Source organism: Leeuwenhoekiella palythoae (assembly GCF_020310025.1).
In the GTDB taxonomy this organism is placed as follows: domain Bacteria; phylum Bacteroidota; class Bacteroidia; order Flavobacteriales; family Flavobacteriaceae; genus Leeuwenhoekiella; species Leeuwenhoekiella palythoae.
This window is the reverse complement of record NZ_CP084318.1, coordinates 233261-259676: the sequence shown is the minus strand read 5'-3', so window position 1 is coordinate 259676 and position 26416 is coordinate 233261. Positions and strand designations below refer to the sequence as shown.

The window sequence follows — 26416 nt, the reverse complement described above, 5'->3', positions numbered from 1 at the left end:
AGAAAACTAGTCTAAATTATTGATGTAATAATCTCCGTATTTTGAAGCGTCAAAGGTAAAAAGATTACCCGGTAAAGGTTGGTCTGTCTTAAACGAGTTGACCGTAATGGTGATCTTACTTCCGTTGTTTTGGGTCATAATCAAGCGATAAATGTGCTTGGTTTGTGCGTCAACACCCAATAAAGCCGATTTTAATTCGCTGTTGGAATCCATGGGCGTAAGCTTCACATATTGAATTTTTCGACCATTTACATTTTGCTCAATATCCCATTTATAAGTGTACCCCTCGTTGAAAAACGTAAGCATTTTAGACGGCGTAATAGCATCGTCATCTCCCGGATCTTGAGTAGAAATGGTGATCTCTTCATCTTCAGGAACGATAGTGTATAATTTTTTACCATCATACATCTGCGTAGTTCCCATCAGGTTTAATTTGTATTTATCACCATCTAAGGTCACATCACCACGCGTTTCCTGATTGATTCCGGCGGCATCATTAGACAAGCCGTACTTAAAATCAATAAACATATTGTCATAGGTTTTTACCTTAGCAGAAACCTGATCTAGAAGTTTTTTAGCTTTAGCATCTTGCGCAAATGCACTGCTTACAGAAACCAATGCAATTAGGGCAAGCGTAAAAATCTTTATTTTAGAAAAATTCATGTTATTCATTGTTTAATTGTTGATGTAATGCATTCATATCAGACACGAGTACCTGTCTTGCTTTACTACCTTCAAACGGACCAACAATACCGGCAGCTTCTAGCTGATCTATAATTCTACCGGCACGGTTATATCCTAATTTTAATTTTCGTTGTAATAAAGACGCGCTTCCTTGTTGCGCTGTTACAATAACTTCGGCAGCTTCCATAAACAAGGCATCCCGGTCGCTTGCATCTATATCAAGACTTGTGCCACCTTCTTCACCTACGTATTCAGGAAGTTGATGTGCCTCAGGATACGCTTTCTGCGAGCCGATAAAATCTGTGATTTTTTCAACTTCAGGAGTGTCTACAAATGCGCACTGCACACGTATTAAACTATTTCCTTGGGTAAACAGCATATCACCTCGACCTATTAATTGATCTGCACCCTGACTGTCAAGAATGGTACGCGAGTCAATCTTTGATGTCACTCTAAAGGCAATTCTGGCAGGGAAATTGGCTTTAATGATCCCCGTGATCACATTCACCGAAGGTCTTTGGGTGGCTACAATCAAGTGAATACCAATAGCCCGAGCCAACTGTGCAAGACGTGCAATAGGTGTTTCAACTTCTTTACCGGCGGTCATAATTAAATCGGCAAACTCGTCAATTACCAAAACGATATACGGCAGAAATTTATGTCCGTCGTTAGGATTGAGTTTGCGTCGCTTAAACTTGGCGTTGTATTCTTTAATGTTACGCGCCATCGCATCTTTGAGCAGGTCGTAACGTTTATCCATCTCAATACACAACGAGTTGAGCGTATTGATCACTTTAGTATTATCAGTGATGATCGCATCTTCAGAATCTGGTAATTTCGCCAGATAATGGCGTTCTATTTTATTGAATAAGGTAAGTTCAACTTTTTTAGGATCAACCAATACAAACTTTACTTCCGCAGGATGCTTTTTGTACAATAACGAAGTAAGAATTGCATTCAGCCCTACCGATTTACCCTGGCCGGTAGCACCCGCCATAAGTAAGTGCGGCATTTTTGCCAAATCGACCACAAAGGTTTCGTTAGAAATGGTTTTACCCAACGTAAGCGGGAGTTCCATTTCTGCATTTTGAAACTTAGGTGAAGCGATCGCGGAACGCATAGAAACGATACGCGCATTCTTATTAGGAACTTCAATACCAATGGTACCTTTTCCTGGGATAGGAGCAATGATACGAATACCCAATGCAGCTAAAGAAAGCGCAATATCATCTTCAAGATTTTTAATTTTTGAAATACGTATTCCGGCCTCCGGAACGATCTCGTATAGCGTTACTGTAGGACCAACGGTCGCTTTAATGTGCGCAATATCAATCTTGTAGTTTTTAAGTGTATCTACAATGCGATTTTTATTTTCTTCAAGTTCTTCCTGATCTACAGTAATGCTTTGACCTTTAGTATAATCTTTAAGCAATTCAATAGTGGGGAAGCGGTAATTGCTGAGTTCTAGGGTTGGGTCAAACTCTCCAAAATCCTGTACGAGTTTTGTACTTAAATTTTCAACGACTTCCTCTTCCTCGACAGTTTCTTCAATTTCGATCTCAAAATCCTCGTCTGCATCTTTTGGAGTATCTTTTTCCTTAACCGGAGTAGGAGCCGGAGCAGGCTGAGCAGGAGTTGTTTTTAACTGTGGTTCTTCAAGTTCTTCTTCTGGAGCTTCTTTAGGTAATTCAATATTATCTTTATCAAACGCCGTATCTACAAACTCATTATCCTCATCGTCTTGCGAATTAAATTCAGAGGCAAAGGCTTGCTTCCGCTTTGCGAAAAAGTGCGCAATATGCTCAGGGGTCAGTTTTAGCCTTACGGCGAAATATACAATCGCAACAAACGCAAGTACAAGAATGGTGCCGATCAGCCCGATAAAATCCTGAAGAAAATCATTAAGTTCAAAACCTACCATTCCGCCAAGTAACGGACTCGTTTCTGAGAAAAAACCTAAAAAGGTTGCAAACCAAAGCATTACAATAATACCCCAAAACCAAAAAGATTGAAGTCGTTTTTTAGGCTTGTCAAAAAAGTAATAAAATCCGGTTAAGGTAACCAGAACTGCAATAGTAAACGCGGCAAGGCCGAAGCCTTGATAAATAAAGAAATCCCCTAGGGCAGCACCAAATTTGTTTAGCCAATTTTGAGATTGTAAACTGCGATCGCTTAGATCGTTGAGCGTACTCTGATCTGCCTGCCAGCTGAAAAAATAGGAGATAAAAGAAAACAACAATGCCAGCCCTAGAAGGAATAGAAAACTTCCCAGTACGATCTTTTGTTGTTTAGACAGTACAAAAGAGATTTTTTTGGACTGCTTAGTCGTTTTAGATTTTGCTTTAGTTTTAGTCTTTTTTCTGGCCATTATAAGCGTAAACTCTAGAGTCGCGGTTGGGCTTCAAGAAGCAACTTGAAGCTTCAAAAATTTTTAAAGTATGGTAGCAAAGCCAAAATTTACTGTAAGAGTTTGATTTTGCTACGATTAATAGGTGTAATGCTAGCGCTAACTAATTCATATAAATTGATTAGCGCGTAAAAGTACAAATATCAAACGGTACTAAACTTATAAAATTTTAGAACAGTTTAGGGATATAAATGATACCGCCTATAATTGCCGCGATAACAGCAGCAAAGGTGACCGCTCCCGCAGAAACATCTTTGATCACTCCAATTTTTTTATGGTAATCCGGGTGAATGAAGTCGGCTATTTTTTCAATAGCTGTATTCAGCCCCTCAACCGCCAGAACTAACCCAATAGCCAATAATTGAATACACCATTCTACCGAAGATATCTCGTAAACAAAGCCTAAAACGGTTACCACTAGCGCACACAAACTCTGCACCTGAATGCTAGGTTCGTTTTTGAGGAGTAACCAAGCGCCCTTAAAAGCATATTTAAAGGCCTTGATTCTATTTACTACAAAATGTTCTTTGGTTTCCGGGTCAGTCATACTTTAGTTGAGAACGCTTAAGGCAGCTTCGTAGTCGGGTTCTTGACCAATTTCGGGCACTTGTTCTTCATAAATGATGTTGTGATCAGCATCTAAAACAAGCACAACGCGCGAATGTAGTCCGGCAAAAGCACCATCGGCAATTTCTAGCCCGTAGTCTTTACCAAAACTACCATCTTTAAAGTCAGAGAGTGTTTCTACGTTGTCAAGACCTTCGGCACCACAAAAACGTGCTTGAGCAAATGGTAAATCGCGTGAGATACACAATACTGCCGTATCATCAAGAGCTGCAGCATCTTTATTAAAATGTCGTACTGAAGCAGCGCAAACCCCGGTATCTACACTTGGGAAAATATTCATCACAATGCGTTTGCCTTTGTAATGCTCAAGACTTACTTGAGCAAGGTCTTTTGAAGCAAGTTTGAAGTCAGGAGCAGCGGTGCCCACTTTAGGGAGTTCACCAGAAGTATGCGTAGTATTTCCGCCTAGGGTAATAGTAGCCATAGTTTTTAAATTGAAATTAGATCGCCCAATCTTTGGGACTTCAATTGTGTTAGTAAAGAGGAATCTTTTTAGCAATCAATGCGCACACAATTGCAACGTAAATGTACTTATAAGCTAATGGACCTACAATTAAAGGAATGCTAAATTGAAGCGGTAATCACTATTTAGAAGATAGGAGCGCGTAATTTGATTTCCGTGCATAAAAAAAGTCCTCAAATCAACTGACTTGAGGACTCTTTTCAATAAAAAATCTAACCTACATTATTTATTGGCATCGCCAAAGGGTAACATCTTGATGCACAAACTCTAATCAAAATGATTTTGAACCTGTGTCTCGTGAGCCAATCTATACAGATGGGCATACCCAATGGCAATTTATCTGTCGATAGAACCTAGAACCTTTTGCGCAAAACCGTTTGCTGCATCACGTTCAGACATTCCATCTGCTATCATTTGGTGCATTTCTACTGCTCCACAAAGATTGGTGATCAATTCACCTACAACATCCATATCGTTATCTGTACACGAGCGGTGCTCGGTAAAAGATTCTAAAACATCAATGGTGTTTTGTAAAGCTTCAGCACTGTTATTTTTCTGTAAATGTTTAATTACTGGTAACTTCATCTACGAGTTCTTTTAGGTTTTCAAACTTGTTGGTTTGTACCTGATTAACAAAAGTTCCGTTTCTAAACGTGGCAAAAGTGGGTAGGTTATCTACCGTTGCCAATTTTCGGCTTTCGGGATATTTCTCTGCATCTACTAAGTAAAACTTAGCATTTTCATTTTCTGAAGCCAGCTTTTTGAATTTAGGCTTCATCAATCTGCAGTTTCCACACCAGCTTGCCATATATTGAACCACAACAGTCTCGTTATCGCTAACTAATTCTGAAAGGTTGTCTTGATCAAGTTCTTGAATCATAAGAATTGAATTTTAAGGTGATTAATTTCTTTAAAAAATGAAGTTGGGTGAAAGAAATTAATTTGATGCTAGGTAAGAAGCAACACCATCACGGTTAGCATTCATTGCGTCTTTACCTTCTTCCCAGTTTGCAGGACATACTTCACCGTTTTTCTGTACGTGTGCATAGGCGTCAATTAAGCGTAAAAATTCTTTTACGTTACGACCTACCGGCATATGATTTACACCTTCGTGAAAAACAGTACCTTCTTCGTCGATCAAATAGGTAGCTCTATAGGTTACGTTATCACCGTCAACAGTTAATACACCGCTTTCTTCATCATAACGCTCGTTAGTCACATCAAGAATACCAAGGCGGTTTGCTAAGTTACGGTTAGTGTCTGCAAGAATTGGATACGTTACACCTTCAATACCACCGTTATCTTTAGGAGTGTTTAACCAAGCAAAGTGTACTTCTGGAGTATCGCAAGAAGCACCAATAACAATAGTGTTGCGCTTTTCAAATTCATCCATAGCAGCCTGAAAAGCGTGAAGCTCTGTAGGGCATACGAATGTAAAATCTTTTGGATACCAGAAAAGCAATACTTTTTTGTTTTTGCTCTTTGCTTCTTCAAGGATGTTTACTTTAAAAGTATCTCCCATCTCGTTCATAGCATCAACTGCAAGATTTGGAAATTCTTTACCTACTAATGTCATATTGTTTGTTTTTAATGATTTATTTCTACTGCAAAAATAGCAGGGAAAAACCAGTATTTACAAGATATAAATGCAAACAAATTATTTCAGTATAAGAAATGCTTATGCTTAGTAGAGGAAATCTATTTTTTTAGGATTGTGCTAAATTTTAGTCGAGGAAACTGTCAAAATACTAATATATCTGAAGCTATTTTGCGAGGTTGATAACGCATTGTTTTTAATTAATTTCCGTAGCTATTAAATTTAACAGTTTAGAAAGCTTTAGCCTCTTTTAAACTGCGGATTTTGATACGGAAAGCTGCAAAGATCAAGGTCATAAACGGGCTGAGCCAGTTGAAGATCGCATACACAAAATAATCAGCTACCGAAACTCCTAAAACACCACTTTGATAAGCACCACAAGTATTGTAAGGCACTAAGACCGAGGTGACGGTACCGCTGTCTTCTAGGGTTCGGCTTAAATTTTCAGGAGCCAGACCTTTGTCTTTATAGGCTTTTGCATACATTTTTCCGGGAACGACAATCGCAAGATATTGATCACTCGCAGTAGCGTTGAGACCTATACACGTAGCCACCGTACTGGCAAAAAGGCCAAAGGTGCTTTCAAAAAGATTCAACATAAATTTACTAATACGTGCCAATGCTCCAATGGCATCCATCACGCCACCAAAGGTCATTGCACAAATGATGAGCCAGATGGTGCCCAGCATACCTGCCATTCCGCTTGCGGCGAACAAATCATTGAGATTTTCATTAGTCGTTTCTATAGCCGTATCTACAGTAATGGCATTCATTATTCCTTTATATCCGCTTTCTAGACTCAAGGTTTCGCTACCGCCTAGAGTGGCAACGATTTCCGGTTGAAAAATAAGAGCGGCAATTCCGCCTAAAAGTGTACCAATCAATAGTGCAATAAGCGGAGCGGTTTTTTTAACGATCATAAAAATGACGATTGCCGGAACCAGAAAAAGCCACGGACTAATAGTAAATGCGTCATCAATAGCTGTCAAAATCACTGAGGTATCGGCGTCACCGCTAGTCTCTATATTAAAGCCAATAATGATAAATACGATTAATGTTATAGTCACCGTAGGCACAGTGGTATACAACATATATTGAATGTGCGTGAACAAATCTGTCCCCGCCATTGCAGGAGCAAGGTTTGTCGTGTCGCTCAAAGGTGAGAGTTTATCTCCAAAATACGCGCCAGATAAAATAGCTCCGGCAGTCATTCCTAAAGAGATGCCTAAAGCATTAGCAATACCTATTAATGCAATACCTACGGTAGCAGAGGTCGTCCAACTGCTTCCGGTGGCCACCGATATTATTGCGCAAATCACAACGCAAGCGGCTAAAAATATAGACGGATTTAAAATTTGGAGTCCGTAATAAATCATTGTAGGGATGATCCCGCTAATGAGCCAAGTTCCTGCAAGGGCACCCACCATTAAGAGGATTAAAATGGCCCCTGCGGTAGATTTAATATTCTGCGCAACTTCTTCCATCATCGTATCAAAAGAAGTTTTATTAAAAATCCCCACTAAGGCAGCTACGGCTGCTCCCAATAGCAAGATGAACTGATTAGAACCGCTGAGCGCATCATCACCAAAAACAAATACATTGTATGCCAGCATCCCAACAAGAGCTATAATAGGAATTAAAGCCTCCCATATAGATAATTCTCTGTTTTCTACAATTTCTTGATTTTTTGGATCCTGATCCTGATTGCTCATAGGTGTTTTTTAAGATGCTTACAATAATAAACATTCTTTGGGATATAACTTTATTGTATAGCATAGTTGAACATAGGAAATACAAAAAACGAAAATAGCATTTTGAAGTAGGCAAAAGACAAGCGGCAGTAGCAGTTTGCAGTTTAGGATTAGCAGTTTTGGTTTCAAATATTCAAGATCCAAAGATGGTATTAACTAGCAGCTTTTTTACCAATTGGTCATTTCGACCATCGGGTCTAATCCCATCATCATTGACTTTCCTATATTTGGCTGATCCCCAAAGGAAGGGAGTGTTTTCGCTAAACTTGAAGCCTCCCTTTGAAGGGAGGTTTGGAGGGATGTCTTTATGCTTTCTAGTTCAGGTTCAAATCTCATAAACCCAGAATCCCATTACAGTTCATCTCCATTTACCTCTTCAAGCAATTGCGCAAGCTCATCTATAAGTTCCAGCTCTTCTACAGGGATTAATTGTAACGCATGAAGCAGTACTTGCAGCACATTGTATTGCGGATCCGGTAGTTCCTGCGCGGCGACCCCTTCATTTTTTTCTAAAGCCAGGACTGATACTTTAATCAGGTTGGTTACTAAAAACATCAGGTCGCTGTAACTGCTCACCCGGTAGGTGCCTTCATAATAGCGCCCGGTTCTTCCGGTTTTGGGCGTCAGGTGTACCAGCTTTTGGGCTCTAAGTGCATTCAGCCGTTCCCGTATCTGTTTCTTTTTCATAGGTGCTTGTTTTAGAAGGTGTATGGTGTAGTTTCTTTAATTCGCGGAGTTTTTCCTCCGCCCGTTGACGCGCCGCTTTGATAAACCGGTAGGTAAGCTGTTCCGCTTTGTAGGCATCAGTATCTATAGTATCCCTTCCCGTTTTCTCGTGCAGGTTATAGGTTGCGTGGCACAACAGCGTATAAACCCGGTGGGATCTGAAGGAGCGTTTGGGATAGAGGATTTGGGGCAGATCGCAAAAGTGTTCGCACAGGTGCAACAGGTAAGGAAGCGCAAAGCAGGACGGCTGGTACTCCCAGAACACATAGATGAGGCCTAGACAGGCCTGTTGCACCGCCTGTTGGAGCAAGAGGTATTTCCCGTAATTGCTTTGAGGGTCTTCACAGTCTACCGCCTTTGTTTCAAAATACCTGGCGCGTTGTAGGCGAGTGTTCCAGTGGTTTGCGATACGGGTATACACCTGCGGATGCTGCAGGTAGCCTGATGGAAGCTCCAGCCGCTGGTCTTCCCGGTACAGCAGTAGGCATTCCCGGAGCACCCGGTTTAAAAAAGCACTGCCCCAGTGGATACGACTGTTGGCTTCTCGTAGCGTAAGGTGTATGCTAAAGACTTCATAGCGGCCCTGCGTCTTATTCAATAGGCTGTGCTGTATGTGCATAGGGTCGGCTACCTCTTCGTGACTGATCACTAGCAGGCTGAGTACCTCCCGCGTTTCAGGTTTAATCGAGATACTTAAGCCGCCCGTATACGTTTGGGTGCGGTTTGTGCTTACCTGCCGCATCAAATAGACCGTATGTACCCGACTCAGGGAGCAGAGGAGGCGGATAAGGTCGTGCAGCTTAGAATCTGGGGTAAATGCAGTGTTCATAATCCCGGGTTTTAACGAATTGCCTAAAATCCCTTTAGATTAGGGCGGTAGAGCACCTATTAAAGAGAAAAAGTCTTACTTTTGAATAGCTTTTGGCAATACAGGTTTGTGTTATGCATTAAAAGTAATATGCTCGCCTTGCGTATCCTACCCGTATGCTTGGTAACTTACGCTTTACGGCTGGTAGTTTACCCGTATATATACCCGACAGGTTAACTAAAGAATTCTTATTTTTGAGACTATGACCACAACCAAACCCAATCACATCGGTAGAAAGATCGCCCGCATTCGCGAACTGCGCGGGATGAAGCAGGAAGCCTTGGCGCACGAACTCGGCATCAGCCAGCAAAGCGTGTCGCATATGGAGCAAAGCGAGAATGTTGAAGAAGAGACACTTATTAAAGTTTCTGAGGTTCTAAAGGTTTCTCCTGAAGCTATCCGTCATTTTAGTGAAGAAGCTGTTTTTAATATCATTAATAACACGTTTCAAGATAATAGTGCAAACAATAACAATTATTTCTGCACCATTGATCCCGTAGAAAAGATTGTTGCTTTATATGAAGAAAAGGAAAAACTATACGAACGTTTGGTTCAAGCAGAAAAAGATAAGGTCAGCTATTTGGAAGCGTTGCTGAAGAAGAACTAGACTGCGTTTTCATAATAATTAGTTTAAACCCCAGGCTTTAGCGTTTTGGGGTTTTTTTATGTCTGGTTTTTACTACTTTCTATAATGTTATTGGCTTTTAAGGAATTCCGTAAAGCACTTTTAAAACAAATATCTATTTTTATAAATCTAACGCTAAAGTGTTGATGTCCAGTGAATTTTTAGGGATATTGATATATTTAGTGTTGATATAACAGGTTATGAGCAAGGTAAAAACATCAACCCGATCTTAATATGGAATCTGAAGAGTTAAACAAAATAGCAGAAGTTGAACAGCAAGTGGAGACACTTGAAACGGAAGTAAAGAAATTCGCTAACGGACTTCCCTATTGGGCAAAATATCTTGCTGAAAAGATCCTGTTGGGAAATGCTATTTCAGATAATGATATTGATACTTCATATTCTTTTTTGCTTGAAGAACTGAAACTAAAAGAGGAAGCAGAAAAATCTGAAATTAAAATTAACTATAATTCAGCAAGTACAGGAAATCATAAGTCTGATTTGCTTTTAACGAAACTTGAAAATGTTGAAGGCGTAAATGCCTTAAGCGAAAATCAAACTATTGATTTTAGTTCAAACCTTACAATTATTTATGGTGCTAATGGTTCAGGTAAGTCAGGCTATGTAAGGTTGTTAAAAAAGGCTTTCTACTCTAAAGCAGAAGAAGATATTTTACCAAATGTTCACCTTGAAAGTGGACATAAAATAGTAAATGCAAAATTTACCTTTAAATCCAATAAAACGGATATTCCTTTATTGTACTCGCAGAAGGACAATGCAGAGTTTGAACAGTTTGCTGTTTTTGACGGAAAAGGTGTGTTCAAACAACTTTCAGAGAAGAATGAATTTGAATTCCGTCCAGCAGGGCTAAGTTTCTTTGCCGAATACACAAATGCAGTCATTCGAGTTGAACAAAAACTAAATTCTGACATTGCTACCAAAAATTCAGGAAACACAGCAGATGATCTTTCTGCTTTATTTGATGAGGAATCAGAAATTAAAACCATTGTTCAGAACCTAAATGCTCAAACTAACATTGACGATCTGAAAAAACACACTCCTTTTTCTGATGCAGATAAAGTGGAAAAAGAAAAAATTCAGAAACAAAATGACGAGCTTCTTTTGGCTTCAAAAGGAAAAGAGAAGGAATTAAAAAACTTTGGAGCAATAAAGAAACAGTTAGCCGAGAATAAAACTTCAATTGAAAACCTCAATAAATATTTTGAAGGAGGGTATCTAACAAAAATCAAAGATGCTATTACAGATTGCGTCAACAAAAAAGCAACAGCAAAAGCCGAAGGAATTGAAAACTTTAAAACCGATAAAATTGAAGGAATTGGTACAGAAGAATGGAAAAATTTCATTGTAGCAGCCGAAGCGTTTGCTAAAAAACAGAAAGCAGAAAATGGAGTTTATCCCGAAAATGGAGACAATTGCATACTTTGTCAGCAACCACTTTCAGGAGAAGCCGAAAATCTGATTACCAATTATTGGCAATTCATTAAGAGTGTAGCAGAAGAAAACGCAAAGAAAGCCCAAGAAACACTTGCAAAAGTAAAACAAGCATTTGAGAAACTAAACTTTGACCTGTTTCCGAAAGACAATACTCTTACAGTTTGGCTGACCGAAAAATATCCCAATGAGTTAGAGGCGCTAAAGAAAAAACTATCGAAACAGAAAGCGCTTGCTCAAAACATTATTTCCGACATTCAAAACAATACAGCAAACGAAAGAGAGGAGAAAAAAATCAGTATGGTACAACACACCAATATTGAAAAGGCTATTGACGAGTCAATCAAGGTCATTAAGGAAGACGAACAGGCAAAACAGCTAGCTAAATTGCTGAACGCAAAAACGCTTTTGGAACACAAAGAGAAATTCAATACCCATTTTTCAAAGTTTGAAACTTACGTTAATAATCAGGTTTGGCTTAAAAAAGCAGCCAAAGCCAACTTTGCAAAACGTAAAATTACAGACACTGAAAAAACTTTATCTGACAAGTATTTCAACCAAAAATACATTTATGTTTTTAATGAAGAATGTCAAAAACTCAATGGAAATTTCGGAATTGACATTAATCACACAGGTTCGGCAGGTAAATCGTACAGGCAACTTAAGTTAAAAGGAACAAACCCAAATGCTGTTTTAAGTGAGGGAGAGCAAAAGGTAATTGCAATTGCAGATTTTCTTGCAGAAATGCAGTTATCGGAAATAAACAAAGGGATAATTTTTGATGACCCTGTTACTTCATTGGATGAAAAAAGAAAAAGTGAAATTGCAGAACGACTTGTAAATGAATCTTTACAAAAACAAGTTGTCGTTTTCACACACGATTTGGTGTTCGTTTCATCCTTAATCGGCCATTGTAAGGATTTAAACATTATCTACCAATGCCATTGGATTGAGAACGGAGACGGCAATCAACCAGGTACAATTTGGTTAAATAACACTCCTTCATTTGAAAAAGGATACAAAACATCAGGTAAAGCTCAAGAATACTACACTGAAGCGAAGAAGTCGCCACCTGAAATTAGAGAGGATAAAATAAAAAATGGTTTTGCTGCATTAAGAACTAGTTACGAGACTCTTGTTGTTTTTGGCCTGTTCAATGGTGTTGTCCAAAGATTTGAAGAAAGAGTAAGTGTAGATAGTTTAGGTACTGTGATTTTTAATAACGAGTTAAGAGAGAAAGTTCTTGACAGTTTCTATCAGTGCTGTAGATATATGGAAGGACATTCTCATAGCGATAAATATTCTTTCAAAAAACCAAGTTTGGAAAATCTAAATGAAGAAATTCAGAGATTCAATGAGATTAATAAAGAAATTAAAGAAAAACGAAAGGAAATAAATAAATAAACCCAGCCCATACCAATAATAACCGTTGTACAAGACTGTAGAACATAATACTACTTACTCAAATAAGCCTCCCGAAGCTTGGAGATCGAGCGGAACAATTCATTGTTGCATATCGCTTGCACTTCAACTACTGTTATAACATAAACAGGTAGTTTTGTAGCCTACTGCCGTTAGCAACAATTTGAGAATGAACCTGCGAAAACTATTCGAAATTAAACCAAAAGAGCAAAAGCCATATGAGTTTGCTAACGTATTGCATATGTGGGAAGATGACTATTTAATGATTGAATTACTTCCAAAAGACAATTTGGAATTCATCAACAAGGAGTCGCATAGAATCAACGAATTTGGAAAAGAACATTTTGACGGTTATGGATTTACGGATATAACCGTAATCGGTGAAATACCGATCAAGACGATTGATAAAAAAATTGACTTTAAATCTGTTGCGGAAATTTTTGAGAAAAATGGAATGCAGAGAATTAAAGAAGTGGTTTATCAGAATGTTGGACATTTAACTGGAGAAAAAGTTCCGTTTGGATTTGGCTCAAATAAGTTCGCTATTTTACTGGACGAAGCGCATGGAAAACTAAAATATATTTGGACTACTGGCCGCATAGAAAACGAAGAACTGGAAAGTAAATTCAAAAAAGGACTTTCTGAATTTGTAGAGACTTATAATTTTCTGGCTATCGACTGGTACAAATGCCAATCTTTCGATTTACATTCTGAAAATGGAATTGAGGAATTTATAAAATACAGTTGCTAATAACTAAGTGTTCATGCGGCCGGTACATCCTGTCCCGTTGCATAATGGGAACACAGTATGGACCCCCCGCTCCCGCAAGTCTTTGACTTGTGGTGCAGGTAAACAAAAAAGTTCTCAACTAAGAAAGCTTCTCGATACACCGGTCTCGGTCGCAGACCTCGTCCGGCACTCGAAGTGACAGTATCGATAACCATATGTTTTGTATTATTATGCTTAATGTAAATTGACCTACCATCAAGACATAGCGAATAGTTTGAAGTCATATGTTTGCAACATAGAGAACATTGGTGAAGAAGGAGTCCGACCCCAGAACGTGAACACTTATTTAGATAAAGCCAATACGATTTTACACATAATTGACAGTCAGCGACCAGAAGACTACAGACAACTTATAGAATGGCTAAATCAGCAAGGACGAAATTTCGGTTGGTCATTTCCAAAAAATTCAGATGAAGACACGTTCGAAACTGAATTTTGGAGACTAAAAGATTCGATTAAAAGAATAACACAAGGAATGACGTTAAACGAACGACTTTACTTCTTTGGCTATTTAGATGAGTATGAAAAATTGAGGCCAATTGAGCGATCAGCCCGTGAGGAAATTGAACTGAAATTATTCATGAAATAAAGAGAAAAGACTAAGGTTCCGCTCCCGCAAGTCTTGGACATTTGACGCTACTAAAAAACCACTGTTCGCGCGCGATTGCATCGCGTGCATGTATTACTTCCTTAAGAACTTTTGATGTTTGAGGTTTACGAGCTCCCGTGAAATAGAAATCACGCGAGTAAAGAAAATAAACAGAAGATGATATAGAACCTATAACTTCTATTCTTGTTCCTGTTCATTTTTTCCATCGATGAAAAAACGAACCAAAAAAATCTAGGCTCACAGGAGGTGCTCTAAATTTAGTGTTCGCTGCACTGCATGCGCTTAACTCGGCCGGCCCACCGGCCTCAAACAGAACCGCCTGCGACGTTCCGCTCACTTCAAATTTCACGACAACCTCCTGATAGACCGTTACTGGCGTATCAATTGTCTTTCTCAGTGTTCTATTAATTCTCCTGACGAGCAATAAATAGATTGCTCAAAGCCGTAGGGTAAATGAATAGTTCTCCCCCCGGTTCAGAATTCGCAGTTGGACCTTGATTGATCTATTCTTCTTTGCAGAAATATCGTATAGCATATTTCCTTTTGGTCAGTATAGCAGCGGTGCCCCGTTAAAAGTTGTCCTCATCCCCAACCCTTCTCCTAAGGAAATGGGAGTTTGCTTATGTTTTTTTGAAAATAAGCGTCTAAATTATTCAAACATCTTGACTAAACAGAGGGCTATTTCTAGGTTCAGAATACACAGTTAGACCCTTTTAGAATTATTCTTCTTTGCAGGAATATACTTTAGAAGTGTTCTTTTTCTTCAGCATAGAAAGAAGTCCCCGTTAAAAATTTTCGAAGCCTTGGAGAAAATTTAGGGGACTTCTTGCGGTTTTGCCTGGTAAGGCAAAAATGCCTAAGAACAAGGCTCTTTTCTTTTGGTTCGTTTTCTTTGGAGAAGCAAAGAAAATGAACATACCATGGCGACGTAAAACACCTTTCCAAATGTTTTACAATTTTAAACACTAATGCCTTTAAACCTCTCTCTGACTGTAAGAAAATAGTCTAAGGAAGCTTTTAAAGTTTTTACTTAAAAAATTAAGTCTTAAACACCTTCAGCACCTGCATTGGATTAAAGGCTTTTGAATTCATACCTACTTTGCCCAAACGCGTGGCTGCAGTATAATACAGCACCCCCGTCGTGACCAAAACCAAAGTTTCGGGAGGCAGTGCCGTAGCGGTAAAACGGCTAGGAGGGATGCTTCGCGATTTGTGTGGGATAGGGACTTGAAAGAGTTCGTACCTTAAAAGCCGGTACGTCTTCGAATCATAGACGCTCACCCAGTAGCAGAGTTCGGCCTCGGCGGCCGTTGAAGGCCAATAGAGGAGGTTATTGTTGGCTTTAAATTCAGGTATGTTGATATGCAGAGTTCCCGCTTCAAGGCTTAACTGCAAGCCGGGCAGCTGTACGTACTGCGGATACTGATGTTTAAGGTCAGTTTCTAGCCCTTCCAATACGGTGGGTTCTCCCTGCCACAAATCCAGACGGCCCTGAGGCAAGCTATCGTTCATTTTCATCCCCTGATACACCGCTTTGCGAAACCGGTTAAAAAATTGTGGGTCATAATGGGTGCCAATAAAAGGTCGTAATCCTCGCACCAAAGCACTGGTGGTTTGGGAGGCCTTCCCAAAATCGGTCGCCGTTTGCCGCGAACGTCCCGCTGGGAATTTGCCCGTTTTTTCTGGCTTGGCCTGTACGATGGTTTTTCCGTTAACATTTCGAAATACGAGTGGGCCTACACGGCCTACAATACCCAGTTTAGAATCTAAATACGCCATAATCTTTACACTTGAGTTGATAATGCTCCCCCAATACTCCCATACTGACCCACAATAAGTGTGGGAAAGTGTGGATTTAGTGTGGGGTGAGTGTGGACTCACTGTGGGAGCATTATATTGAACTAAGATACAGCTATATCTCCAAAAAGGGTTTTTTATAACATTGATATTCAATAATTTATAAAATTTGGTTAAAGGGTACAAGTGAATTGCTGCGCTAGCGTAGATCTTAATGGCATAAATGCTCAAACTTCAAATCCTCTGATACAAACATAAATTACGGGTGTATAACATTGTTTTTCGATAAAAAGCAAAAAAATGAGGGTGAAAAACGTACTTGTAAGAATTGTTTTTTACTTGTGTTAAATAACTGTTTAACAGTTGACTAAATTGATTTAACAATTATTTTTGCAGCGCCTCAAATAATATTTTATGAAAAAACTCATACTCTCGTTCGTTTTTCTTTGTGTTTATTTTGTTGCATCAGCACAGGTAGGAATTGGGACAACTTCACCAGACCCGTCAAGTATTTTAGATTTATCGTCAAGCGCTAAAGGATTCATCGCTCCTCGAATAAGTTTAAACTCGGTTTCAAATAACAGCATTGATGGTGTAAATATCAATGCCAATGGTTTGATGATCTACAACACAAATGCTTCAGTAACTGGAGGAAACGGTGTTGGCTATTATTACTGGAATGGAAGTACGTGGACGGCGATGAAAGCTGCAGCATCTTCAGGTAACAATTGGGCGTTAACAGGGAATAGTGGTACAAATTCTTCAACAAATTTTTTAGGTACTACCGATGGGCAGCCGCTGAATTTTAGAGTTAATAATGTAGGAATTGGTCGATTTGCGACTAATGGAGCAGTGAATCTTGGGTATTCTTCAAGCGCTACAGGGCAGCGTGCTTTCGCTATTGGTGAAAGTGCAAATGCTGGTGGAGATGGTGCTTTTGCAGTAGGAGAAGGAGCTCAGGCAAAAACAGGTTATACCTTAGCTCTTGGAGGTTATGCCGCAGCGGAATCTGATCAAGCTATTGCCATAGGTAATTCTAGCAATGCTAATGAAGTAGAAAGTACTGCATTAGGCTATTACGCTTCTGCAACCGCAACAAGAGCCATTGCAATAGGACGGAGTAGTCAGGCAGACGCAGAACAGGCAATAGTTTTTGGCGCATATTCTTCAGGATTAGGTCTTAACAATATCACGGTAGGGGCGAATGCATATAGTCAAGGAAGTAATTCAATTGCTTTAGGTCCACTTACAGATGCTACTTCAGATAATACGATAGCTGCAGGTAATGAAGCCCAAGCTACAGGAGGAGGGGCTCTGGCAATAGGTCTTCGTGCTAACGCTAATGGACCTAATGGGATTACTATAGGTAACGATACTTCCACAAATAATACTAATGGTCTAGCACTAGGAAATCAAGCTAGTGCTCAAGGTGATGGCTCAACAGCTTTAGGAGTAGAAAGTTCTACTTTGGCCCTATCAGCGATCGCCATTGGAAATCAAGCGACATCGCAGTCAAACCATACCATCAGTATTGGTACCCAGGCTGACGCATCAGGAAATGAATCTTTAGCCGTAGGTTACCAAGCTAAAACAACAAATGCAAGTGGCATTGCGATGGGTAATAAGGCACAATCAAAATCAGATAATGCCATCGCAATAGGTACTAGTGCGGTTGCAGGGGGTGTTAATTCGGTAGCAATTGGAAATGGGGTTAATATTTCTAATGGTAACACTATTGCGTTGGGTGATGAAACAGGTAATATCAGAGTAGGTATCGGTACTAATTCTCCTTCTAGAAATTTACACATAAATGGAAATGTTCGAATTGTTGACGGCACTCAAAGTGCGGGGAGGGTATTAACTTCTGACGCTAATGGTAATGCAAGTTGGCAATCTATATCTGGTATTCCACAAATTGTTGCTGCAGGATTAGTTCAAGCAAATGGAACAGCCATAAAAATTACTGGAGCAACGGTGACAAGACTTAATTTAGGAGACTATCAAGTTACATTTACATCTGCAAGAGCTTCTGCCAATTATGTAATTAATTTAGCAAATATTGATTGCGGAGGTAATTGTGGCGGTACATCTTATGATGATCCCGGTATCACGTATTATGATCGTGAAACTACAGGTTTTAAAGTCAATATAGGGGACAGTGATAATGGTAATACACAAAAAGCGGATATAGATCTAGAATTCACATTTTCTGTCATTGATTTTTAAAACTACAATTGCACACCCTTTTTAACTGTCGTACCTTTATACTTCTTAAACAGAAATCAGTATTATGAGTACATACGACGTTGTGGTCATTGGTTCCGGTCCCGGAGGTTATGTGGCTGCCATTCGCTGTGCCCAGTTGGGTCTTAAAACAGCAATCATTGAGAAATATGCAACTATGGGCGGTACCTGCCTAAATGTAGGTTGTATTCCATCTAAAGCCTTGTTAGATTCTTCGCACCATTATGAGGATGCGGTTAAACATTTTGAAGAGCACGGGATCGAGATTCCGGGCGAGGTAAAGATCAATTTAGAGAAAATGATGGGGCGTAAAGCTTCCGTAGTGGAGCAAACTACTAAGGGAATCGAGTTTTTGATGAGCAAGAACAAGATCGATACCTATCAGGGTGTAGGTAGTTTTAAGGATAAAACCCATATTCATATCGCAGTAGCGGAAGGGGATGATGTGGAGATTGAAGCAAAATATACCATCATCGCGACCGGAAGTAAACCTGCAAGTCTTCCGTTTATAAATATTGACAAAGAACGTATCATCACGTCAACCGAAGCCTTAAAACTTAAAGAAATACCGAAACACCTTATCGTTATTGGCGGTGGTGTAATTGGCCTTGAATTGGGCCAAGTTTATAAACGCTTAGGTTCTGAAGTAACTGTGGTTGAATATTTAGATCGCATCATTCCAACTATGGATGGCGCGCAAAGTAAAGAATTGACCAAAGTGCTGAAGAAGTCAAAAATGGCGATCAATACTTCACATAAGGTGAGCGCTGTAGAGCGCAATGGTGACGAGGTGATCGTAAAAGCGACCGATAAAAAAGACAAAGAAGTAGAATTTAAAGGGGATTATGTCTTGGTTTCTGTGGGACGTAAAGCCTATACAGACGGGTTGAATCTTGATGCGGTTGGTCTTAAAACAGACGATCGTGGTCGAGTGGAAGTCAACGAACACTTGCAGACTTCTGTTGATAATATCTATGCGATCGGTGATGTCGTGCGTGGCGCGATGCTAGCACATAAGGCGGAAGAAGAAGGCGTATTTGTTGCGGAAACATTAGCTGGTCAAAAACCGCATATCGATTATAATTTGATTCCGGGAGTGGTATACACTTGGCCTGAAGTTGCTTCTGTAGGTAAAACTGAAGAGCAATTGAAAGAAGCGGGTACGGCTTATAAATCTGGTCAATTCCCTATGCGTGCATTAGGGCGCTCTAGAGCTTCTGGTGATATTGATGGTTTTGTAAAAATTCTTGCAGATAAAGAAACGGATGAGGTGCTAGGAGTTCACATGGTGGGCGCTCGTGTAGCCGATTTGATTGCTGAAGGTGTAACTGCTATGGAGTTCCGTGCTAGTGCCGAAGATATAGCGATTATGTCGCACGCACATCCTACGTATGCCGAAGCAGTAAAAGAAGCGGCGCTCGCTGCTACTGAAGATAGAGCATTACATATCTAATACTATTAGAATTCATTAAAACCCTTTTCAACTGAAAAGGGTTTTTTTATTGGCACCGCCAAAGGGTTTACTACTCCGTCCCGAAAGCTTTAGGGATGCCTCTAAATTAAAAATTTGATCTCAACAAATACCTTGTAGAGGTCAATCAAGTTTACCTAACAACTATGAAAGCGATTTATATAACTCAAGCCGGAGGTCCCGAAGTTTTGCAGCTGCTAGATCTTGAGCTTCCTGTACTAGAACCTAATGAGGTGCGTATTGCGGTAAAAGCATCTGGCGTCAACCGCAGTGATATTCTTACCCGTCAGAATCCTGATGCGTATGGCGGCGATACTCCAAAAGCACAAATACCGGGATTAGAGGTTTCAGGGACTATTACCGCAGTAGGTGCTTCGGTTGAAAATTTTAAAATTGGTGATGCGGTTTGCGCTTTGGTTGCCGGTGGTGGCTATGCGACGCACATTCACGTTGATGCTCGTTTATGTCTTTCAATACCTAAAGGTTTAAGTTTTATAGAAGCAGCAGCACTTCCTGAAGTGGTTTTTACAGTTTGGTTTAATGTGTTTCAGCAGGCCAAAGCGGTAAAAGGCGAAGGTTTACTCCTTCACGGCGGCACAAGCGGAATTGGAGTTATGGGGTTGCAAATCGCCAAAGCTTTAGGCTTACAAACGTATACCACTGTTGGAACTCAGGAGAAAGTGCAGTTTATTGAAAAACACGCCTTGGCTAAGGTGATTAATTATAAGGAAACGGACTTTGAACAGGCTTTTAGCGAAGAGAAAATCGATGTGATTCTGGATATGGTTGGCGGTGATTACACCCAGAAAAACTTGAATATACTGCAGAAAAATGGTCGGCTTGTATATATCAACGGAATGAAAAGCTTAACGCCTTCTATTAATTTATGGACGGTGATGAGCAAACAGCTCTTAATAACCGGAAGCTTATTAAAACCACAGTCTATTTCCGTCAAGAAACAGATTGCAGAAGAGGTTGCGCAGACTGTTTGGCCACTACTAGCTTCAGGCGAAATTAAACCAGAAGTGTACCGCGTGTACCCTCTTGAAGAGGCTGCTCAAGCCCATCAGCTTATGGAAGACAGTGACCACATAGGCAAAATTATTCTAGAATCACAGCACTAAAATATTGCGATGACCCATACTAATAAACAAACTCATTATGCGATAGATACTTCTAACGCTCCCTTGAGTAAACAACAACTTAACGAATTAAAAGATCAAGCGTGGCTGAAAGAAGAAGCGGGGGCGTTTGGTTTGGTGTTTTCTAATCACACACTCGATGCGTATTTAGACGAAGAATATCGTCACGGTAATTCGGTACTGACCAAAGATGGAGACCTTCTAATAACAAAATCCAGCGGAGAACGTAAACGCTTGTTGCTCGCGTACCAACTTGCTCAGAATCCCGACTTTCTAATATTAGACAATCCTTTTGATGCTCTTGATGTACAACGCGTGGCATCATTAAAAACAGAATTACAAGAATTAGCTAAAAGTACCGTATTGCTTCAGCTTTTTCGCAGAAGTGATGAGGTGCTTCCATGTTGCACGGTAGGCTTGACGTATCAAGAGGGCCAATTTGTAAAGGTAGATTTAGTTACAGAACAGCATACTTCAGTTTCCATAAATCAGGAACATAAGTTGCCGGAGCCTTTAGAGGCTTTTGAGAATGTGCCAGACGAACTTATTTCATTTAAAAATGTTTCAGTTTCTTTTGATGAAAAACCGGTGTTGAAGGATATCACGTGGACGGTAAATCGCGGGACCTCATGGCATTTAAAAGGTCCTAACGGAGCCGGTAAAACTACCTTGCTATCTATGGTAACCGGCGACAGTACCAAAGGTTATGGTAAAGAATTATACCTTTTTGGAAAGAAAAAAGGAAGCGGAGAGACGGTTTGGGAAATCAAACAGAAAATAGGCTATTTCACTTCAGCAATGACGGAGCGTTTTGACGGAATGCACGATGTGCAAAGTATGATCATTTCGGGATTGTATGATAGCGTTGGTTTATATCAAAAACCCACAACTTTAGAACAAGCGCGTGCTGAAGAATGGTTGGCACTTCTTGGGCTAAAACAGTTGAGCGGAGCCCGTTTCAGAACGTTAAACGAGGTTCAAAAACGACTGATTTTAATCGCCAGGGCGATGATAAAACATCCGCCGTTATTGATCTTAGATGAACCCACTGCCGCACTAAACGAGACCGGAGCGGCCTTAATAGTTTCCTTGATCAACAAAATTGCAGCTTCCGGTAGTACCAGCGTGCTTTATGTTTCCCATAAAGAGGAAGTTGGTTTAGAACTATTCAATGAGTTGTTACTTGTACAAGATGATTGTGATTTTGCCGGATATACTGCAAAAATTAGAAGTTCATAAAATTATATAAGTAATTTTAAAAATCTGCATTTTGGTGTGCTTAATTCCCGTATTTTTAATGCAGGACGAATGCGCGTAATTTTTGTGCATTAGATCTTCCCAACTCAGTTCAAATGATTACAAATACCGCGTTAGCGCAGAAGTTTCATAAATTATGTTCAGAAAGTTATGAACTTTCCGAATGGCTACACAGTCAACCTAGCCTAGGAATTTTTTATTCAGAACTTCATACTCATGCTGACTACTTTGTGAGCCCTTCCTTTTGGGCCGCAATGGGTTACACCTCTTCAACAGCCCACGCTCCGATAGATTTATGGGAGCATGTAATACCTCAGGAAAGTTTGCAACTGCTCAATGATATTAGGCAAACAAGCCTTGATCAAGCTAATCATGATTTTTATTTTAGAAATAGTAAAGGAGCGAAGCAGCGAATAACCGGACAACATTTGCGGCATACCGATTCTAATGGTCAGAGGCATCTCCTTATTCGCTTTTTGAATGAGGATGAGGGGAGAAAAGCCCCACAGCTAGATCGCGATATGATCCGTGAGTTACAAAAATTTAATGAGATCTATGAAGCAACTAATAGATTGGCTCTGGTAGGTGGTTGGGAGGTCGATGTAGCTTCAAAAACCGTAAAGTGGACTAATGTTACTAAAGCGATACATGATGTGCCAACAGATTATTTTCCTCAATTGGAAACTGCTATAGCCTTCTATAAAGAAGGGTGGAGTAGAGATCGTATTATGGAGGCCTTTGATAAATGTGTGGAGCAAGGCATTTCTAATGATGGAGAGTATATAATAATTACGGCCACAGGTCAGGAAAAATGGGTTCGTGCTTTTATGAAAGCTGAATTCAAAAACGATACTTGTGTGCGGGTATATGGTGCGTTTCAGGATATTACACAGCAAAAGCAACAGGAGCAATCTATCATTACTACAGAACAGCGTTTTCAAAAGGTTTTTGAAAATTCTGCATTGGGAATTATATTAATTGATGGATCCAATACGATACAGCAAACCAATGCAGTTGCTAAAGAAATTTTTGGTTTAACCAAACTCACTGCCGAAGAGGTTAAATCGTATACCATCAAAAATGTAATAAAAAAAGAATATTTAGCTAAAGCTTTATTAGAGCGCGATCGATTACTCGCAGGAGAAATAGATAGTTACAATTTTGAGGCTGAATTCTGGCATACATCAGGCCGAAGTTTATGGTGTAATATTACCTGCTCTTTAGTAAAAGAAATAAATTCTGAAAATCGCTTAATCATAACTCAGGTAGAGGATATTACTAAAAAGAAAAAACTAGAACGCAATGCCTTAGAACATGCCTATCGCTTTAAACGTATTTTTGAATACTCTCCTAACGGAATGGCTCTTGTAGATCTTGAGGGAAATTGGAAGAATATCAATAAAAATTTGGCTGAAATTATCGGCTACACCAAGGAAGAGTTTTTACAATTAACCTTTGCCGATTTCACACATCCTGAAGATCTGTTTAAGGATCAGGAGCTTCTTAAAAAACTGGTAGCTAAAGATATTTCTACCTATCAAGTAGATAAACGCTATATACATAAAAATGGGAGCATAGTTGAGTGTGTGCTAACCGTATCTGCGCTTTATGATCGTGAAGGAAACATTTATTCTATTATAGGACAAGTTGTTGATCTAACCGAATCTAAGGCTGATAAAAGAGCTTTAGAAGAAAGTTTACTAGATCATCAAGCTTTACTAGAAGCGACATCTCAGATCATCATTGTGGAAACCGACCGGAACCATCGTATTAAAAGGTTTAATAAAGGAGCTGAAAACCTTTTGGGATACAAAGCAGATGAAGTCATCGGGCATAAGTATCACGAATTGTTTTTCCTGCAACAAGAGCTCTTAACGTATACGGCATTGTTAAGCGAGGAATATGGGGAAGAGATATCAGCGGAAGAGGTGTTTACCTTTAAATTAAATAAAGGGATTATAACCTCAGAAGAATGGAATCTGCTTAAAAAAAATACTAAACTTTTGCCAGTTCAACTCATTGTGACTCCGGTCAAAAATGAAGATGGGGCTGTTAAAGGCTACTTAAAAATAGCCACTGATATTTCGGCTCTAAAGCGTATGGAGCAATCCTTGATTACTGCTAAAGAACGAGCGGAAACAGCCAACAAATTTAAATCGGAATTTTTGGCTAATATGAGTCATGAAATTCGTACACCGCTCAATGGAGTTATAGGTTTCGCAGATATTCTTTTGAAATCACAACTTTCTGAAAGTCAAGTGAAGTATCTAGAGACTATATATTCATCGGCCATATCGCTTTTAGATTTAATTAATGATATTCTCGATTTTTCAAAAATTGAAGCCGGTAAGCTAAGTCTTAATCAAGAGCGCATTAATATTGCGGAGTTATGCGCACGTTCGGTAGAGATGATCAAAAACCAAGCCCATCAAAAAGGCTTGGAGGTGCTTTTAAATTTACCCAATGCAATCAATCAATATATTATTGGCGATGGATTACGACTGCGACAAATTCTAATCAACTTACTTAGTAATGCGGTAAAATTTACACATCGGGGAGAGATTGAGCTGAAAGTGGAAGCCCATAATTCTTTACAAAAGGATGATGAAGTGGTGTATACCTTTTCCCTGCGTGACACTGGCATTGGAATAGCCCCTCACAACATAGAGCATATTTTCAGTGCCTTTGACCAAGGCGACAGATCAACCACTAGAAAATATGGAGGTACAGGACTGGGATTAACTATTAGCAATAGGCTGCTGGCGTTAATGAATAGTTCGTTGCAAGTTGATAGTGAGTTGGGCGTAGGAACTACCTTTTCTTTTACAGTAACCTTCGCTAAAGGCGCAGGAATTAAAAAAGCCTCCTTGCAACTTGTAAGCGTGCACAACGTTTTGATAGTTGATGATAACAAAAATAATCGTTTGATACTTACAGAAATGTTGGAGTCAAGAGATATGAAAGTTTTTCAAGCGGCCAATGGAATTGATGCAATAGAGGTGCTTGAGCAAGGTCCTAATTTTGATTTGGCACTTATTGACTTCAATATGCCCTATTTGAATGGGTTAGATCTTATTAAACATGTGCGACAGGATCTTCATATTTCGCAGAAAGAACTGCCAATTATTCTGTTGCATAGTTCCGCCGAGGATAGTAAGATCAATAAACAAATAAGATTATTAGAGATTTCAGGGCATCTAGTAAAGCCTGTTATACGAAATACACTTTACGAAACTATAGATAACCTTACCCAAAACAAACCTACTGTTTACAACGATGCTTTGCAGCTCCAAGCGATAAAATCTGCTGCTTTGAACATTTTGATCGCTGAGGATAATCCTGTAAATAAATTTTTAGCGCGTACCATTCTAAATAAACTCTTGGATAAGGCTCAGCTTATAGAAGTAGAAAATGGCGAGCAGGCTGTAGCAGCCTTTAAAAAGAATCACATTGATATCATCTTTATGGATATTCAAATGCCGGTTTTAAGTGGTTACGAAGCTACACAACAAATCAGAGCATTAGAGTCTAAAGAAGAGCGCGTACCTATTATAGCGTTAACCGCTCGTGCTTTAAAAGGGGAGCGGGAGCGCTGCTTGGCGTATGGTATGGACGATTATATTTCAAAACCTCTGGTGATGGACGATGTTCAATCTGTACTTAAAGGATTAGTTAAAAAGAAAAGTATACATTTGATTTAAACCAAGTATTTCTTTTTAAGATTAAATTTTTTTGAAAAATTGAATACAACAAAAAAACGTGTAATTCTTGTAGAAGCAGATTTAAATGCACAACTTCAATTTAAGGCGCAGTTTGCGAAAAGTGAAGTGGAGGTTACGGCATTTACTTCTGGTATGGGAGCCATTCAATATATCAAACAAAACGGTATACCAGAACTTTTAGTGCTCGAAGAAGCTGCCAAACCCTTAGGGGCTGTACAAACCTTAAATTATTTAAAAGATCAAATAGGATTTTCAGCTCCGGTAATTGTCGTAGCTAATCACATCCATAGTGGACTGGACAAGCTGCGCGTTCAAAAAATTATTACCAGGCCGTATCGAAATGCAGATATTCAGTTTATTAAGGAGTTACTCATGCTTGATGCAATAATAAAGAACCCATCATCACAAGCATATAATCTTGATTATCTTATGGAGTTGGCCGATGGAGATGATACCTTTATACAGGAAAGTTTAAAAATCTTTTTAACTTCCGTACCCGCTCAAGTTCATGCTTTAGTTGAAAGTTTTGAAGAAAATCGGTTAGAAGCAGTTTGTCAATACGCGCATGCAATTAAGCCGTCTTATGAAATGTTACAAAGCAAACGGGCAGCAAACTTATGCGATACCATCGCTCATTACGCACAACCTCAGGAACTCCCATCACTTGTCAAGGCCTTAAAAAAAGAACACGAAACTATTGAATACGCGCTTCTACAAGATTTTCCGGAACTATTAAATGGAAAGAAATGTAACAATTAAAA

At 39.4% G+C, this 26416-nt stretch carries 21 protein-coding genes; 10 read left to right on the top strand and 11 right to left on the bottom strand.

The window, feature by feature from the left end; translation table 11 throughout:
* Nucleotides 1–6: 6 nt before the first annotated feature.
* The 10 genes from LDL79_RS01040 to LDL79_RS00995 form a co-directional block, all read right to left on the bottom strand.
* Entirely contained in the window at nucleotides 7–672 is a 666-nt protein-coding gene (locus tag LDL79_RS01040) for an outer membrane lipoprotein periplasmic chaperone LolA1 (RefSeq protein WP_225598825.1), read from the bottom strand.
* Nucleotides 665–3052 carry a DNA translocase FtsK gene (locus LDL79_RS01035; protein ID WP_225598824.1) on the bottom strand — a complete coding sequence of 796 codons (2388 nt, stop codon included), beginning with the start codon at nucleotides 3050–3052 and terminating at the stop codon, nucleotides 665–667. Before LDL79_RS01035 ends, LDL79_RS01040 begins: the two co-directional genes overlap by 8 nt.
* A gap of 208 nt (nucleotides 3053–3260) precedes the next feature.
* Entirely contained in the window at nucleotides 3261–3638 is a 378-nt protein-coding gene (locus LDL79_RS01030) for a diacylglycerol kinase family protein (RefSeq protein WP_072982712.1), read from the bottom strand.
* Nucleotides 3639–3641: 3 nt separating this feature from the next.
* Nucleotides 3642–4142 carry a thiol peroxidase gene (tpx, locus tag LDL79_RS01025; RefSeq protein WP_072982710.1) on the bottom strand — a complete coding sequence of 167 codons (501 nt, stop codon included), beginning with the start codon at nucleotides 4140–4142 and terminating at the stop codon, nucleotides 3642–3644.
* A 375-nt stretch (nucleotides 4143–4517) separates the two neighbouring features.
* Complete coding sequence (locus LDL79_RS01020) at nucleotides 4518–4766, bottom strand: DUF6952 family protein (RefSeq protein ID WP_009779762.1); 249 nt, start codon at nucleotides 4764–4766, stop codon at nucleotides 4518–4520.
* Nucleotides 4747–5061: a thioredoxin family protein gene (locus LDL79_RS01015; RefSeq protein ID WP_225598823.1), complete on the bottom strand. Its 315-nt coding sequence runs from the start codon at nucleotides 5059–5061 to the stop codon at nucleotides 4747–4749. Before LDL79_RS01015 ends, LDL79_RS01020 begins: the two co-directional genes overlap by 20 nt.
* Before the next feature lie 57 nt (nucleotides 5062–5118).
* A complete protein-coding gene (locus LDL79_RS01010) occupies nucleotides 5119–5757 on the bottom strand; it encodes a peroxiredoxin (RefSeq protein WP_072982709.1) in 639 nt (212 codons plus the stop codon).
* 251 nt (nucleotides 5758–6008) lie between these two features.
* Nucleotides 6009–7490, bottom strand: coding sequence for a Na+/H+ antiporter NhaC (nhaC, locus tag LDL79_RS01005; RefSeq protein WP_225598822.1), 1482 nt, complete (start codon nucleotides 7488–7490; stop codon nucleotides 6009–6011).
* A 390-nt stretch (nucleotides 7491–7880) separates the two neighbouring features.
* On the bottom strand, nucleotides 7881–8216 hold the full coding sequence (locus LDL79_RS01000; RefSeq protein WP_225598821.1) for a hypothetical protein: 336 nt from the start codon (nucleotides 8214–8216) through the stop codon (nucleotides 7881–7883).
* Nucleotides 8176–9084, bottom strand: a complete 909-nt coding sequence (locus tag LDL79_RS00995) for a hypothetical protein (RefSeq protein WP_225598820.1) — start codon at nucleotides 9082–9084, stop codon at nucleotides 8176–8178. The genes LDL79_RS01000 and LDL79_RS00995 overlap by 41 nt, the downstream gene beginning before the upstream one ends.
* 241 nt (nucleotides 9085–9325) lie before the next feature.
* On the opposite strand from LDL79_RS00995, the gene LDL79_RS00990 reads away from it, so the two are divergent.
* The 4 genes from LDL79_RS00990 to LDL79_RS00975 all read left to right on the top strand — a co-directional run bounded on the left by LDL79_RS00990 (nucleotide 9326) and on the right by LDL79_RS00975 (nucleotide 14001).
* Complete coding sequence (locus tag LDL79_RS00990; RefSeq protein WP_225598819.1) at nucleotides 9326–9730, top strand: helix-turn-helix domain-containing protein; 405 nt, start codon at nucleotides 9326–9328, stop codon at nucleotides 9728–9730.
* 252 nt (nucleotides 9731–9982) lie between these two features.
* Entirely contained in the window at nucleotides 9983–12604 is a 2622-nt protein-coding gene (locus LDL79_RS00985; RefSeq protein WP_225598818.1) for an AAA family ATPase, read from the top strand.
* Between the two features lie 187 nt (nucleotides 12605–12791).
* Entirely contained in the window at nucleotides 12792–13373 is a 582-nt protein-coding gene (locus LDL79_RS00980) for a hypothetical protein (protein ID WP_072982695.1), read from the top strand.
* 313 nt (nucleotides 13374–13686) lie between these two features.
* Complete coding sequence (locus LDL79_RS00975; RefSeq protein WP_225598817.1) at nucleotides 13687–14001, top strand: hypothetical protein; 315 nt, start codon at nucleotides 13687–13689, stop codon at nucleotides 13999–14001.
* A 1059-nt stretch (nucleotides 14002–15060) separates the two neighbouring features.
* Here the strand turns inward: LDL79_RS00975 and LDL79_RS00970 are convergent.
* Nucleotides 15061–15801, bottom strand: coding sequence for a hypothetical protein (locus tag LDL79_RS00970; protein ID WP_225598816.1), 741 nt, complete (start codon nucleotides 15799–15801; stop codon nucleotides 15061–15063).
* 432 nt (nucleotides 15802–16233) lie between these two features.
* On the opposite strand from LDL79_RS00970, the gene LDL79_RS00965 reads away from it, so the two are divergent.
* From LDL79_RS00965 to LDL79_RS00940, 6 genes are all read left to right on the top strand, one after another.
* A complete protein-coding gene (locus LDL79_RS00965) occupies nucleotides 16234–18045 on the top strand; it encodes a hypothetical protein (protein ID WP_225598815.1) in 1812 nt (603 codons plus the stop codon).
* Nucleotides 18046–18109: 64 nt separating this feature from the next.
* Nucleotides 18110–19516, top strand: a complete 1407-nt coding sequence (lpdA, locus tag LDL79_RS00960) for a dihydrolipoyl dehydrogenase (protein WP_225598814.1) — start codon at nucleotides 18110–18112, stop codon at nucleotides 19514–19516.
* 164 nt (nucleotides 19517–19680) lie between these two features.
* Entirely contained in the window at nucleotides 19681–20658 is a 978-nt protein-coding gene (locus tag LDL79_RS00955; RefSeq protein WP_225598813.1) for an NAD(P)H-quinone oxidoreductase, read from the top strand.
* 9 nt (nucleotides 20659–20667) lie between these two features.
* Nucleotides 20668–21915: an ATP-binding cassette domain-containing protein gene (locus LDL79_RS00950; RefSeq protein ID WP_225598812.1), complete on the top strand. Its 1248-nt coding sequence runs from the start codon at nucleotides 20668–20670 to the stop codon at nucleotides 21913–21915.
* A gap of 113 nt (nucleotides 21916–22028) precedes the next feature.
* Complete coding sequence (locus LDL79_RS00945; protein ID WP_225598811.1) at nucleotides 22029–25634, top strand: PAS domain S-box protein; 3606 nt, start codon at nucleotides 22029–22031, stop codon at nucleotides 25632–25634.
* Between the two features lie 39 nt (nucleotides 25635–25673).
* On the top strand, nucleotides 25674–26414 hold the full coding sequence (locus tag LDL79_RS00940) for an Hpt domain-containing protein (protein ID WP_072982682.1): 741 nt from the start codon (nucleotides 25674–25676) through the stop codon (nucleotides 26412–26414).
* The last annotated feature ends 2 nt before the right edge of the window (nucleotides 26415–26416 follow it).

What these genes read in the sequence shown, in the direction of transcription:
- LDL79_RS01030 (WP_072982712.1), bottom strand. Translation starts at nt 3,638, where the DNA reads ATGACTGACCCGGAAACCAAAGAACATTTTGTAGTAAATAGAATCAAG.
- tpx (WP_072982710.1), bottom strand. Translation starts at nt 4,142, where the DNA reads ATGGCTACTATTACCCTAGGCGGAAATACTACGCATACTTCTGGTGAA.
- LDL79_RS01035 (WP_225598824.1), bottom strand. Translation starts at nt 3,052, where the DNA reads ATGGCCAGAAAAAAGACTAAAACTAAAGCAAAATCTAAAACGACTAAG.
- LDL79_RS00980 (WP_072982695.1), top strand. Translation starts at nt 12,792, where the DNA reads ATGAACCTGCGAAAACTATTCGAAATTAAACCAAAAGAGCAAAAGCCA.
- LDL79_RS00945 (WP_225598811.1), top strand. Translation starts at nt 22,029, where the DNA reads ATGATTACAAATACCGCGTTAGCGCAGAAGTTTCATAAATTATGTTCA.
- nhaC (WP_225598822.1), bottom strand. Translation starts at nt 7,490, where the DNA reads ATGAGCAATCAGGATCAGGATCCAAAAAATCAAGAAATTGTAGAAAAC.
- LDL79_RS00955 (WP_225598813.1), top strand. Translation starts at nt 19,681, where the DNA reads ATGAAAGCGATTTATATAACTCAAGCCGGAGGTCCCGAAGTTTTGCAG.
- LDL79_RS00995 (WP_225598820.1), bottom strand. Translation starts at nt 9,084, where the DNA reads ATGAACACTGCATTTACCCCAGATTCTAAGCTGCACGACCTTATCCGC.
- LDL79_RS01020 (WP_009779762.1), bottom strand. Translation starts at nt 4,766, where the DNA reads ATGAAGTTACCAGTAATTAAACATTTACAGAAAAATAACAGTGCTGAA.
- LDL79_RS01015 (WP_225598823.1), bottom strand. Translation starts at nt 5,061, where the DNA reads ATGATTCAAGAACTTGATCAAGACAACCTTTCAGAATTAGTTAGCGAT.
- LDL79_RS01040 (WP_225598825.1), bottom strand. Translation starts at nt 672, where the DNA reads ATGAATAACATGAATTTTTCTAAAATAAAGATTTTTACGCTTGCCCTA.
- LDL79_RS01000 (WP_225598821.1), bottom strand. Translation starts at nt 8,216, where the DNA reads ATGAAAAAGAAACAGATACGGGAACGGCTGAATGCACTTAGAGCCCAA.
- LDL79_RS00985 (WP_225598818.1), top strand. Translation starts at nt 9,983, where the DNA reads ATGGAATCTGAAGAGTTAAACAAAATAGCAGAAGTTGAACAGCAAGTG.
- lpdA (WP_225598814.1), top strand. Translation starts at nt 18,110, where the DNA reads ATGAGTACATACGACGTTGTGGTCATTGGTTCCGGTCCCGGAGGTTAT.
- LDL79_RS00965 (WP_225598815.1), top strand. Translation starts at nt 16,234, where the DNA reads ATGAAAAAACTCATACTCTCGTTCGTTTTTCTTTGTGTTTATTTTGTT.
- LDL79_RS00970 (WP_225598816.1), bottom strand. Translation starts at nt 15,801, where the DNA reads ATGGCGTATTTAGATTCTAAACTGGGTATTGTAGGCCGTGTAGGCCCA.
- LDL79_RS00990 (WP_225598819.1), top strand. Translation starts at nt 9,326, where the DNA reads ATGACCACAACCAAACCCAATCACATCGGTAGAAAGATCGCCCGCATT.
- LDL79_RS00950 (WP_225598812.1), top strand. Translation starts at nt 20,668, where the DNA reads ATGACCCATACTAATAAACAAACTCATTATGCGATAGATACTTCTAAC.
- LDL79_RS01010 (WP_072982709.1), bottom strand. Translation starts at nt 5,757, where the DNA reads ATGACATTAGTAGGTAAAGAATTTCCAAATCTTGCAGTTGATGCTATG.